We start from the raw sequence: 13,074 nt of genomic DNA, 5'->3' as shown, positions 1-13,074 counted from the left end.
TTTCCGCGTCTATCAAACCTGGAGGAGATATAGAAGCCGGCGGATTGGCAAAAGGGATTGAAATTCTGCGGACGATGCAAAAAGACACTCCCACTCTGAGCCAACTGATCGAACGATTGGGGGAGATGGTAGAAGCAAAAGATAAATATGATGGCGTCTCGATCAAGTCGAAGCAAAAACCCGCAGTCCGGATCATGAATCTTCACAAGGCCAAGGGGCTCGAGGCACCGATAATCTTTTTAGCGGATCCATCCGGGGAAAACGACTTCGGGTCAACTTTCCATATCGATCGCTCGGGTGAACTGGCAAAGGGGTATTTAGCAATCTCACTGAGAGAAGGACAATACAGGACTGTTCCTGTTGCCCATCCGAAAAACTGGAAAGCATTAGCGGATAGAGAGGAAAAATTCGAATCAGCTGAAAAACTACGGCTACGCTATGTCGCCGCTACCCGAGCCAAATCGGTTTTGATCATAACCCAAAAGAATAAACGCAATAACACAAATCCCTGGAAATATTTCGATGAATATATCGAGTCAAAAAATGAGATCCCGGATCCCGGTTCTCAAAGAGCACCCCAGGCAGAAGAGCAACTGATTTTACCGGAGGAGATCGAGTATGCTGAAAAATCTATTCTGGAAAACAGTGATCTGATAAGAAAACCGACCTACCAATCTTATACGGCAAAGGATTATGCTCCAGAGTGGATGACAAAGATCGGTCAAGCTGATACGATAATTGATAGCGATACATCAGAAGTTATCGAATCTCTTGCAGTCGAGGGAGGTCAACATGGAATTGAATGGGGCACAGCGATCCATGCAATACTCGAGTATTCTCTGTTAAATCCCGAACTTGATTTGAATAGGATTGCAAAAGAGGAAATGCGAAAAAACGATCTCGATTCGGGCCTGGCTTCCAGCGCGGTCGAACTTGTCGAATCAGTGATTCAGTCCAATATCTGGAAGCGAGCTATGAAAAGCGATAGAAGATTCACAGAATTCCCGTTTGAAATCTGCCTTGACGAATCCGAGTCAAATTCACTCCCAACATTAATCCGAGGTGCAATAGATCTGGTTTTCCATGAACCTGACGGCTGGGTTATAGTCGACTATAAAACAGATATCGTAACCTCGCACACAATCCAATCAGCAGTCAAAAAATACTCCCCGCAGGTGCTTCTATATGCAGACATCTGGAAACGGACCCTGAAAGAACCAGTAAAAGAATCGGGTCTGTATTTTGCCGCTATAAATGATTATTTGTCAGTTAGATTTCAATAGTATTGTTTCTTATTAGGTAATCGGAAAAATCCTCCAGTTATCACTTTCAATTCTCGCTTGTGCTTTTTAGGTTCTGGATAAATCTTTGCATTACAGCAGATTAGCGACTTGGGATGTCAAATAACTTTTCCGCTTATTTGGTGCGTCTTGTTGTGGTATTACAACTTAAAGCGGAGGAGGTAGGATTCGAACCCACGGTACCTCGCGGTACAACGGTTTTCAAGACCGCCGCTTTCGACCACTCAGCCACTCCTCCGGATATGTGCGGATTTATAATATAGTCTTCGTCAACTGTTGTCAACGGCTTTATACCGATTACATGAAGCAGAATTGCAGGATAATCAGGAGTGATCAAGTACTTTTACATCGGCCAGGAGCCGTTTCACCACCAGGATAAAAACTCCTGTCAAAAACAGGTTTAAAGCCAGTGACAGCATTGCCACCGCGATCATCGGACCGCCGATACCGTAAGACAAAGACACCACCAACACTCCGGCTCCGACTTCACCACGAGGCCACATTCCGATACAGATCGCCAGTCTCTCCTTGAAGGTGGCTTCACGACGATACATAAAGACCGGAAACATCTTACCCAGATTTGCCAGTACTGTGACGATCAGGACATGAATCGCGATAGTCGAAGCGGTCATATCAGCGCCGGCCTGTGAACCGAGAGCTTTCGCCAGAGAAGGCATCGAAAGGCCCACTAAAACCATAAAAGCACCCGAGACATAGGTGGATACTTTCTGCTCCTCGGGACTTTCCGGTCCTTCCTGGTGACCGTTTCTGGCATCATCGGAATGAGGATCGCTTCCTGGCGGACGGGCAATCATGGCACCCAGGACGAAAGCTGGGAGAAGGATTTCTATATGTATCGTCACAACCTCGTCGAACATCTTGCTTCCGAGATAGATGATTTCAATTATGGCCGTCAGGATAAATGAGTAAGCCATCACCCACGGCCACGAGATCGGTATCTTCCAGAGGTGCATGTAGCGCCAGGCAAACCATAGAAAGACAACCATAATGATCACTATCACACCCAGCTGCCACTTGAATCCGACCATCATCATTTTGAGCGGAATCATCAAAAGCACGGTATCGAGATCGTCGAAGATCGCCAGGATCCGCAACTTACGGAAAACCCAGGTGATCGATAACCCGGCCGCCGCCAGCATAGAAAACAGTATCCCGGCCGAGGTCGGTGCGGCAAAGCGACCCGCAAGAAGGGCTTCCTTCCAGGTGTCGAATGAGCCCCAGGCCGAACTGGAGGACATGACGAAAACGAAATAACCCGCTACGAATAACCACGGGAAAGCGGCGGCGGTTGCGGCCACACCGTAGTCGACAGCGTAGGATTTGAGGTTGTTGCGGTCAATCTCGAATTCATAACCGACATGGATCATTATAAACCCGAGGCAGAAAACGGTCAGAAGACGCAATACCTCGTAAACCGTGTCATAGCTGTCCCCGGCCAGTTCGGTCATGAACTGGGATATAATCAGGCCGATCAGAAGCAGTATGGAATAAACAAAAACTTTCTTCAATCTATATGCTCCCCACTTTTGAAACTGAACATCGCAATTTGAGCAGATGTTCCTGTTTTTGCCCTGAAATTCAACAAAATCGATATCTGTCTCATCTATGTCAGTCCGAACGGCTTTTACAATGTATAGCTGATATTCCTGTTTGGGTATTATTATGTTTCGGTATTATGTTATAATTCTTGATATTATGTGCTATAGGCAATCATAACGATAATTTCACTTGACAAGTCGCAGGTTTGCGGTATTTTCAGGTACAGTGATCGAGCCATACCGCTTTTACAAGATCTAAAACAAGTGAATCTTGGAAATATGGGCTGGTTTGTTCAGGTTTAACTGAGACCTCCTCCGGGCTCAGAGAGAGTAAGTTAGCGGAGCTTGAGGGGCAGGTTTCAATGTCTGGAGTTTTTAGCATGAATATCTACGTAGGAAACCTCTCGTTCGATCTGACAGAGGACGAACTTCGCCAGGCTTTCGAGAGCTATGGAGAAGTCGAAAAAGTCAACATTATCAGCGACAAGTATACCGGTAAATCGAGAGGTTTCGGATTTGTCGAGATGCCTTCCAGCGAGGAAGCTGAGGCCGCGATCAACGGACTCAACGATACCGAATTGGGTGGCCGCAACTTAAACGTCAGCGAAGCCCGGCCAAGAAAAGACCGTGGGCCGCGTGGCGGTGGCGGCGGCTACGGCGGTGGCGGTGGCCGGAGAGGCTTTTAATACTTAAATCTGAAAACTGATTTTCAATGAGAGGGAATGACTCGAGTCGTTCCCTCTCTGTGTTCTATAGCGGTCGAAATCTGATACAATTCCGTCCGTTCTCATGATCCTGCTTTGCCGACGACCCGATCCAATCGGTCAATTGCTCTTCAGCAAATAACAAGATTCATTTTGCCAGAATCAAACAATCCATGTTAAATTTGCAGAAATTCGGCAATAAGAGCCAAAAGCGTTAAACTGCTGAGAATAACCTTCCGAATAATATTTATGTGGATACAAACAAGTAAACTTTTACCGCGAGACAAGTCATGGAAACAAAGAAAAAAACTATCGGAATTCTAAAAAAAATCCTCTACCAGACCCGCAAAGGCAATATCGAATGGCGTGAGCTGGATGGTGAAAACTTCATTACAGATATAGGGAAGACAAATCTGCGTGTCGAAATGGATTTCATGGGAATCTATGATTTAAACGGCAAGCTACTCGAATCGCTCACCAATAAAGATCTCAAAAACGAAGATCTGACCATATCCGGGATGTTCGAAGCGGCGAAAAAAAGTGCCTTGAAAGTTTACGACAAGCTTAACGATCTTGAAAAAACGCTGGACAACTTTATCTGATTACCCGGGTTTTAACCGGGCTGATCACCCATAAAACAATACAATTACAGTATACATTCCTATCGAAAAACTGTTTAAAATTCTGACATCGCACCACACACTTATAACATACTGATTTATAATGAATTAGAGACGCTTCATTGAATCACTCAATTAAGGGTGTCGGAATCGCTTACAATCTCGGGTATTTCTAAATTTTTTTAAGGGGGATGTTCAGGGTAGTTTTTATAACCTGTTGTGCTGCAAGAAAATACTAATGCGACTTTCTGGAAAAACAATTCTCTACGGCACGATATTTGCTTAATATAAAGGTCAGAATGAATTGTTTTTGATTACATAGGAGGATTTCAAATGAAAAAACTGATGATTCTGGCCGCCTGTTTGGTGTTTGCGCTGAGTGCATCCGCTATGGGTTACAGCTGGAACTACCATGATTTTGGCAATTCCTACGGTTCCTATTTCGATGAGCACCAGAACACTTCCGATATCGATTTCGGATGGCAGAATGGTGTTTACATTGGTGAGACACCCTCACCGGGTGAAGAACCGGATGGCGGTGAGAAGTATGATATCGAGGGCGCCAATTTTGCCGCTGACAATGATTACTTGTATTTCTCGAACACTGCCTCTTTTGGTTTAGCCGCTTATTCGACCGTTTTCGACAAAAATTTCGAGCGCGGTCATTTATTCTTCGGTTTTGATGGAAGCATGTATGATTATGCGATCGACGAAACCGGAAACCTGTATGATGTCGACAGCTGGGCTTATATCCCCTCCGCTCAGGGAACTTATGGCAACAACGCCAATATCAGAAATCAGGCTGGTGCCTACAAGATGGTCAACGGTACTCTCCTGGGCTCCGTCGATATGGTCATGACCGAAGAGCTGGATTTCGAAACCGATCCGATGTTTGCCGGTCAGACCGACACCTGGATCACCGAATATCGTATTTCCAAGTCTATGTTTGGAACTTTCGATTTCAATACCGTGCATGTTCACATGACTATGGAATGCGGTAATGATCTTCTGGAAAAGGACTTCAACGTGGTTCCTGAGCCGTCAACCCTGATTCTTCTGGGTCTGGGTATGGCCGGTGTGGGTATCCTGCGCAGAAAAAACAGGTAGTCTATACAGATCTTTGATATAATTAAGGCGGTCCAACAGCGGACCGCCTTTTTCTTATACAAGTAACTCACATATCCTTGTCGTTTTGGGCTTTCAGTTTTTCGAGATGATCTTCGTAGATCGGAAGGTTGGGATCATCGTTTTCTTCTCCCAGTTCAACTGCCTGGCGGTAATTTTGTAGTGCCAGTCCCGGCTTACCCATCGCCTCATAGCATTCTCCCAGGCTGTCGTAGACATTGGCCGAGTGCGGATATTTTTCGACGTTGAGTTTAAACAAGCTGACCGCGAGGTCAAAATCTTCGTTACCCAGCGCGCGATACCCCATGATATTGATCGTTCGTTCGGGAATCTGGATCTCGTAACCATAGCGCCGGCTCAATTTGTTGTAATGGCTCTCGACAAAGGTCAGGCTGGAATCGAGTGCCCCCTCGGGCAGTTGCCAGTTTCGGTAGAGGCTCAGAAGTCCGCGATAGACTGTCAGGTGGGGGGTGGTGCCGTGGGTCTCTGCAGACATCGAAACAAACTTCCAGTCAAGCTCTTCAGGCGCTTCACTTTCAAAGTATTCGATGAACCGCTCAGCCGCGGTCTGCATCCTCCGGCCCTCATCGCCAAGAGACATGTACAGGAATTTCTCCAGAGGTTGATTCTGCCGGAAGTATCTTTTGGCCTTGCGCCTCAGGATCTCATCATCCCACCAGAAGGTCGGACTGATAGCGATGTAGGCATCGAACAGCTCCGGTTTTTCGAACATCGCGTTGATCGCGAACAGTCCTCCGAGGGAATGTCCAACCAGTGTGCGATGAGGCTGGGTGCGATAATTTTTCTCCACGAAAGGGATCAGCTCCTGCTCAAAGAATGCCAAAAAGGTATCTGCCCGGCCGGCTGTGGGAAGCTCGCCATATTCCCGGCTTTCGTCTTTTGAGGGTGTAAAATCGCGTGTACGGTCGGTGTTGATCAGGGCCACTATCAAAGTCGGGGGCATCAGGTTTTGCCGGGTCAGGAAATTGCAGATTCCGCTCACATGATGGAAATGAGTACTGCCGTCCAGAAGAAACATCACAGGGAAATTTCCCTGCCCGGTTTCGTAACCGATCGGCATATAAACCAATAAGTGTCGCTCCTCTTTGAGAATATCGGAATATAGTCTGGCAGTTTCCCCCAAAACTAGGATATCGCCCTCAGGCTGTGCGGAGAGATCGGCAACTGCAGAAACTAAAACAAGAAGCGAAAATATAATCAGATTTGCAACTTTGGCATTATTTCGCATATTATACTCCTTTAAACAAAAGATGATATAGATTTGCAGGCTCAAGAGGTAATCTATTGATTTATTAAAATATATGCAACTCTAACGCTAATGTTTCGAGGGCATTGACAAGAAGGGAGAAAATTATGAAGGCAATAGAAATCAAGGCTGATGGCTGGATCGAGGGCAAAGGGTACAAAAAACAGGTCCTGGCTTCACCGGAGGAAATCGAATGTGAGGGTTGCCTGGCGCAGGTGGTCGAAATCAAACCGGGTGCTTATGTTGCGCCTCATTATCATGAGAAGACTTATGAATACTATTATGTTATTTCGGGCGAGGTGACATTCACGATCAACGAACTCGAGCGAGTGCTCAAAACAGGTGATATGATGATCACTGAACCGGATGATGTACACAGCGTCAAAAATGCCTCCTCCGAAGATTTTCGGATACTTGTTTTTAAGACCAATGCCTCTCCCGATGATACAGTCTGGCTGGATAGTTAAACGACCAAAACAAAACTGTCCGGCTCTCATCAAAAAGCCGGACAGAGTTTTGGTAAGGAGACTATATTATAGATAGTCTTGATTTCATCTGAAAAGGGGAGACGGCCGCAATGTCTCCCCAATTCACCCTTTTCAAAGTAAACCAAATCTATTGAACTCGTCTCGAGTGTTTATAGACCGGTTTCTTTATTCTAATATAATATGGTTGCAAGTGGTGTGCCCTTTTCGAAGAAAAATCAAATTTTGTAATTCCTTGTCGCACAACAAAAGAATCGAAGACATCGGATAACTGTCAGGCCAGAGGGTAGATTCTACCTCATATCAGCCGATACCACCATGTCAAATCTACACCACTCCGCGAATACCGGATTATATATATCCTGTTATATTTTTTCACTTGACATTCTTTACGAATTTTATAAACATTCCAGGCAAATAGCTGTAAAAGGTGTTGCGTATATAAGTAATAGATGTAGATTATAAACGGTGGGAGAAACAGATATTTTCTGAATCTATTTCCGCAGGGGCGAAATCGGTTATCTGTCGGGTTATTCTCGGCAGTTTCTAATATCGTAATACATCTTGAATCTATACAGGGAGGTTAATTGCGAAACAGACCACTGCTCCGGGTATTCGCTATCTTGCTGGGAGTTTTGCTGTCGTTCTCTTCGGTAGTTGCGCGCACGGACTTTTCCAATGCGAAATTAATTGAAGAGAGCGAGCTCTGTCTCGAATGCCATACTGAGATGGGCAAGTCGCTCGAGAAATCGGTTCACCGCATGGTTACCGATCCAGAAAGCAAGGCACCGCTCGCTCTCGGATGTATCAGTTGTCATCCCGGCTGGGAGGCTCATCTGGAGGAACCGAGCCCGGAAACGATCGTCTCCGGCCATGAGCTCTCCGCTGTTGAGCAGGCTGAGCTCTGCGCGGGATGCCATCAAACTTCCCACCAGGCCGCCATAGTCACCACTGACCCTCATTTCCGGCAGGATTTTGGTTGTTCGAGCTGTCATAAAGTTCATGACAACGATATCCGCTACCTGGTGAAAGACGACAGCGACAATTACTGTACGACCTGCCACAATGGAGTGGCGTTGAAATTCAATCGTCCTTCCAGCCATCCACTCGAGTCTGGCAATATCCGTTGTAGCGATTGCCATTATCCGGGAGAGATCGAAGATCCCCGGATGACGGCCGGGCTGGATTGGGTCTGCCAGGATTGTCATTACGAAGTAGCCGGCCCGTATATTCATGAACACCCGGTGGTTTATTCGCACCTGGTTGAGGGTTCCGGTTGCAGTGAATGTCATGATCCCCACGGTGCGCCCAACGATCGGCTGTTGAAACAGGCTGGCGACGGAACCTGCCGTCAGTGTCATATCGTACCGGCCGGACACAGGACTGCTCATGCCGGATTGGCCGCGCGCAACAACTGTATCGACTGCCACAGCCAAATTCACGGCTCCAACCACAACCCGCTTCTTCTTGACCCTGACCTGGGGATGAAGATGCCGGTGGATTGCTATGAGTGCCACGATTTCAAACGTTGAGGAGGGATGATGAGGATTCGATTCATATATAATGTTATTGTCCTGACGGTTCTTTCAATTGTGACCGGGTTGTTTGCTTCTTCCGGTTCGGGCAATTTCTCACTCAGCTATCTCTATCTCGACGAAGATGGCAATAGGGGTGTAAATCAGCCGACTTTTAATCTGTATGAAGGTCCGGGTATTTCGTTGACTGATTTCAGCTACCGCTTTGACAATGACCTTACTGTATCGGCTGAACTGAAAAATATAATCCTGAACAATCGCAACCTCTACCTGAGTGTCAGGCAGGCCGGTTTTTGGGGCCTGAGTTTGAGCCATAACCAGTATCGCCGGGTGTATGATTTCGAAGGCGACAGCTATACTCGTCGCCATACAAACCGTGGCAGGCTGTGGATATATCCGCATAAGAAGCTCAAGCTGTGGGGAACGGGAGGTTTTGTCGGCAGGTCCGGCAATGTAACCGAGTTGTTCGATCCCGATCCCGGTGCAGTGACTAAAAATATTGACTACGAGTACACTCGTTACTCGGGAGGAATTCGTTATAACTGCAATCGTGGTGTATGGTTTCTGGCCGAGGCCGGTCTTGTGAACTTCAATGATCTCAAAAATTCCGACTACAACCGTACCAAAACCGAATTCAAGGCACGCGGCAAGTTTAGATTACCGGATTTGGGAGCTGTTCGCATGGCGCTGTTTGGAGGATTTCATCGCTTTGAAAGCAAGTACGACCAGAGCGAATTTACCATCAGTTCCAATCGCGGATGGGGTGGTGCCCGTGTTGACCTGCCTCAAAGCTTCAGCCTGCGCTATGAGTTCGTGTTCGAACGGTCATCCTCGGACAGCGATTATGTGGCCACCGATGATATTACCAACGCTGTCTATCTCGGGAAATCATGGCTCGGTACAGGTGGTCTGACTGTCGGGTACCAGCATGGTATTAACGATGATTTCGAGGACGAGGTGAATTCGAACTCGTTCTATTTCTCCGGCTGGGTGATGGCTGCCGAATGGCTCGAACTGCGCGCCAGTTTCGGGATGACCGCCGAGGAAATTCAGGAGGGCAGTCGGCTGGTTGGCGATGAAGACCGCAGTCGTCATGATCTGCGGGCCAATCTCGACCTGGCCGAATACGGCCGTCTGAAAATGAAGTATGCCAACAAAAAACGTGAAAACGACAACCTCGGCACCGAGATCGACTACCGTGCGTTCGACTGCATTTACAGCCTCGAGTGGCCCGGGCTGGGGCTTTTTGATATCGGATACCAGTTTGCAATGGGCGACTACCTTAATCGTGTAGACGATTTCGAGTTTACAGATCATACAGTCTTCGGTGATTTTTCATCGGAAATCTATCGCGGGCTGAGAGGTGGCATCGGACTGACTTACTATCGTTCGCAACGGGACCTCGATGTCGAGAGCATCATCCTCAGGTTTACCGGCTCTTATGAATTGATTCCGGGCCTGAGTCTTGAAGCAGAATATAACGTTCATAACTTCGATGATTTCCTTGTGCGTGACAAGTACTATACGGCCAATATCGTTGAGATGAAAATAATCAAGCATTTTGATTTATAGGGAGGACCTCTATGAGAAAGTTATTGATGATCGGACTGGTTCTGATCAGTATCGCCGCGATGATCTTAATTGGATGCGAACGAAAAATAGTCAATGAATCGGGCGGATCGCTGGCGGCTGATGCCACCCAGTGTTTTTCCTGTCATTCCGACCAGGATCTGGACCTGACAGCGGCTGAGGAGCAATGGAAAGGCTCCCAGCACGCCTCCGGTGATAATATCGACCGCAACAGCTACAACGCTCCGTATTATGGCGCCTGCGAAAAATGTCATACCAATGAAGGTTTCTTGACGAATACCGTTGGTGTCGATGAGGAGTATACCGATTTCACCGCGATCGGATGTTTTACCTGTCATGAGCCTCATACGAAAGGTAACCTGGGTGTGCGGGTAACCGACGCGGTCGCACTTATGGATGGCACCTCGTATGATAAGGGCAATTCTAATATCTGCGCTTCCTGTCATCAGAGCCGTCAGGATATCCGCGAGATCACCGGTGATGTCACGCTCAGTTTGCGCTGGGGACCGCATCACTCCAATCATGCCGATATGCTCGCTGGTTCCAATGCCTATGAGTACTCAGGTTACGATTACGACAATTCAGCCCATACCAACGCCACCATCGACGGTTGTGTCGACTGCCACATGTCGGCCTCGGCAGATTACACCCTGGGCGGTCATTCATGGGGTATGTACGATGAGGAAAAAGAGCATTACAACCTGACCGGGTGCAACACCGAGAACTGTCATAACAATGGTCTGTCCGATTTTGCCTATGATGTCGATGATCTGGACGGCGATGGTGATTCGGATGAAGGTGTGCAGATGGAGGTCAAGGGACTTCTGGATGAGCTCGAGGATATTCTCGAAACCGCCGGACTCCTGGAAAACCAACATCCGACCGATGTCACAGTATCGGCCGATTCCGCCGGTGCGGTATTCAACTGGTTGTTCGTCTATGAAGATCGTTCGCTGGGCGTGCATAACACAGAATACGCGCTCGATCTGCTGAAGAGTTCGATCAATTTCATGAATACCGGAAATCCCAACGGATCTAAATAATATCGCGAAAGCCTCCAAAAAAGACCCCGCCAGTTCGGCGGGGTCTTTGTTATTGATGCTTTCCTGTTTTGTTGTTTACCCGAACATGAAATCTATTCATAGGGACAGCAGTCTTCGTCTCCCCATGATCCGGTGCCACAGTCACCGGGTGGGTTACCGCTGGCAAAGATAAAGTTAATGATATATACTGAATCGGAGGCATCCACGGACGCATCTGAATTTGCATCACCGCAAGCAGTGACAGGAACTGGCGGATCATCTTCGCCGAAAGCATAATTTATATCAGGCTCATTTCTCCTTTCTTCTATAATTTTCTTTCCATTTATCGAATTGTAATTGCCCAATCGGACTTTGTTCAGTATATACTTTACAATCCATTCTTACTTCTGCAGTACTATCTGGTGCAACTCGAATACCATTCATGATTCCAGCACCACATGAAGATCTAGTAGTTCTATATGAAGATCTATTATTTAAAGGGCTTTTATCATCTCGGAATCCTGTACTAAGTGCGATTTTGGCACTATCAATACCGAGTGTATCAATCAAACCTTGAATAATATCACTATAAGGCTCGATTGGAAAATCAGTTCGTTCTGAATACAGACTATCAGAAAGCTCCTTTTCCGGATCAAATTCTTTCCTTTCGTAACATATCAATTGATATCGTCCAATCGGAACATCGTGAAAGATATATCTTCCTAATGAATCGGTTACAGCTTTCCTGAATGGTAATCCTTTAAAGTTTCCATTTAGAGCCTTTATTACATTTAAAGAATCAAATAGGTAGTATTTTACTAAATCAGCACTATCGCCAATTGAATCTTTCAGATATTCGTACCAGTCTTTTCTTTCGAATAAATCTGGTGGATATTCACCCGTGCTGGGATCGGGAAGTTTATTGAGCTCCAATCTAAGTCCAAATTCGTAAGGCCGTAAAAAACAGCATTCAGCAGCCACCATAATATCACCCGTAGGCAATTCTGATTCTGTCTTATTTTCTCCTAAAAGGCAGGGAAGAAAAGTTAGCATAATAATAGTAATTAGTTTGAATATTTTCATTTCATATCTCTTTCAGATCATAGTGTTGCCATGTTTTGTACATTTGCTCATGAATAGAATAATATCTCTAATGTGCTTTACATCCAAATAGACGGATTATTCCCGATTTCGCTCAATCAATCCCTGAAAAAATAAGATAATATCCATTTGCATCAGTATATATTAAGTCACTTTCGGGATTGAAATAGACTCTAGCGGAATCTACGGGCTCATTTGAATCAGCCTCATAGACATAACCATGAACAAATCCTGGATGCGGTTTATCAATAATTTGATCATCACAATTTAAAAAGACAAACATAAATACAACACCGATACTTAAAAACAGTTTGCAAGTATCATCTTCATAAACCACCTCCAAGAGTTTTAATATTTGCATAACTTACTAATCGTCCCATAAGACCTCCCTTAGTTAAAATATAATTGTCCTTCTGCTAAACAGAACATAACAATGACGCTACAGTATTTTTACGTTAGTCAATCAGAAGCGTTCAAATCCGATGGCGGGCCGGGGTGTATGTACTATGGATCTGAACCGCTTTGGCAATAACAATATGAATAGAATGGTATGTCAAGTACAATATTGTGCTAAAAATGGATTTGCATGATTTCGTCTGGCGTGCAGGGCGTTTCACCAGTGCCTTCCTCATATCGGCAGGTCAACCGGGCACTTTCAAGAAGCATCAATGTACCAATATTATTCTTTTACCATTTCCATCTGGGTGTAATCGATCTCGGAGCCGAGGACACTGTGGGGGATCAAAAATATCACCAGGGTAACAA

At 46.0% G+C, this 13,074-nt stretch carries 12 protein-coding genes and 1 tRNA gene; 8 read left to right on the top strand and 5 right to left on the bottom strand.

The annotated features are described in order from the left end of the window. Positions 1-1,283, top strand: a 1,283-nt coding sequence (locus tag GF404_04705; GenBank protein ID MBD3381479.1) for a hypothetical protein, incomplete at its 5' end; no start/stop codon positions are given. A 171-nt stretch (positions 1,284-1,454) separates the two neighbouring features. On the opposite strand, the gene GF404_04700 is transcribed toward GF404_04705, so the two are convergent. Together GF404_04700 and GF404_04695 are read right to left on the bottom strand one after the other, a co-directional pair. Then, positions 1,455-1,539 (bottom strand) — tRNA-Ser (locus GF404_04700). An 85-nt stretch (positions 1,540-1,624) separates the two neighbouring features. Next, entirely contained in the window at positions 1,625-2,830 is a 1,206-nt protein-coding gene (locus tag GF404_04695) for a sodium:proton antiporter (protein ID MBD3381478.1), read from the bottom strand. A 410-nt stretch (positions 2,831-3,240) separates the two neighbouring features. Between GF404_04695 and GF404_04690 the strand changes: the two genes are divergently transcribed. The 3 genes from GF404_04690 (at position 3,241) to GF404_04680 (ending at position 5,291) form a co-directional block, all read left to right on the top strand. Further along, on the top strand, positions 3,241-3,546 hold the full coding sequence (locus GF404_04690) for an RNA-binding protein (protein MBD3381477.1): 306 nt from the start codon (positions 3,241-3,243) through the stop codon (positions 3,544-3,546). Positions 3,547-3,854: 308 nt separating this feature from the next. Beyond that, positions 3,855-4,166, top strand: coding sequence for a hypothetical protein (locus GF404_04685; protein MBD3381476.1), 312 nt, complete (start codon positions 3,855-3,857; stop codon positions 4,164-4,166). 351 nt (positions 4,167-4,517) lie between these two features. Next, the gene (locus GF404_04680; protein ID MBD3381475.1) at positions 4,518-5,291 is read left to right on the top strand and encodes a PEP-CTERM sorting domain-containing protein; all 774 of its coding nucleotides are present in this window, start codon (positions 4,518-4,520) and stop codon (positions 5,289-5,291) included. A 67-nt stretch (positions 5,292-5,358) separates the two neighbouring features. On the opposite strand, the gene GF404_04675 is transcribed toward GF404_04680, so the two are convergent. Then, positions 5,359-6,558: a hypothetical protein gene (locus GF404_04675; GenBank protein ID MBD3381474.1), complete on the bottom strand. Its 1,200-nt coding sequence runs from the start codon at positions 6,556-6,558 to the stop codon at positions 5,359-5,361. 125 nt (positions 6,559-6,683) lie between these two features. Here GF404_04675 and GF404_04670 point away from each other — a divergent pair, with 125 nt between their 5' ends. The 4 genes from GF404_04670 (at position 6,684) to GF404_04655 (ending at position 11,229) form a co-directional block, all read left to right on the top strand. Continuing rightward, entirely contained in the window at positions 6,684-7,043 is a 360-nt protein-coding gene (locus GF404_04670) for a cupin domain-containing protein (GenBank protein MBD3381473.1), read from the top strand. A 605-nt stretch (positions 7,044-7,648) separates the two neighbouring features. Further along, positions 7,649-8,593 (top strand): hypothetical protein, encoded by a 945-nt coding sequence (locus tag GF404_04665; GenBank protein MBD3381472.1) that lies wholly within the window; start codon positions 7,649-7,651, stop codon positions 8,591-8,593. Positions 8,594-8,599: 6 nt separating this feature from the next. Next, positions 8,600-10,168: a hypothetical protein gene (locus GF404_04660; protein MBD3381471.1), complete on the top strand. Its 1,569-nt coding sequence runs from the start codon at positions 8,600-8,602 to the stop codon at positions 10,166-10,168. Between the two features lie 11 nt (positions 10,169-10,179). Next, on the top strand, positions 10,180-11,229 hold the full coding sequence (locus GF404_04655; GenBank protein ID MBD3381470.1) for a hypothetical protein: 1,050 nt from the start codon (positions 10,180-10,182) through the stop codon (positions 11,227-11,229). Positions 11,230-11,517: 288 nt separating this feature from the next. Here GF404_04655 and GF404_04650 read toward each other — a convergent pair whose 3' ends face one another. Both GF404_04650 and GF404_04645 read right to left on the bottom strand, forming a co-directional pair. Then, on the bottom strand, positions 11,518-12,291 hold the full coding sequence (locus tag GF404_04650) for a hypothetical protein (protein ID MBD3381469.1): 774 nt from the start codon (positions 12,289-12,291) through the stop codon (positions 11,518-11,520). Positions 12,292-12,403: 112 nt separating this feature from the next. After that, positions 12,404-12,670, bottom strand: a complete 267-nt coding sequence (locus GF404_04645; protein MBD3381468.1) for a hypothetical protein — start codon at positions 12,668-12,670, stop codon at positions 12,404-12,406. Between the last annotated feature and the right edge of the window lie 404 nt (positions 12,671-13,074).

This window comes from Candidatus Zixiibacteriota bacterium, assembly GCA_014728145.1.
Classification (GTDB): Bacteria; Zixibacteria; MSB-5A5; order JAABVY01; family JAABVY01; genus WJMC01.
Note: the sequence above shows the minus strand (reverse complement) of the source record. Positions and strands in the feature narration are given on the sequence as shown.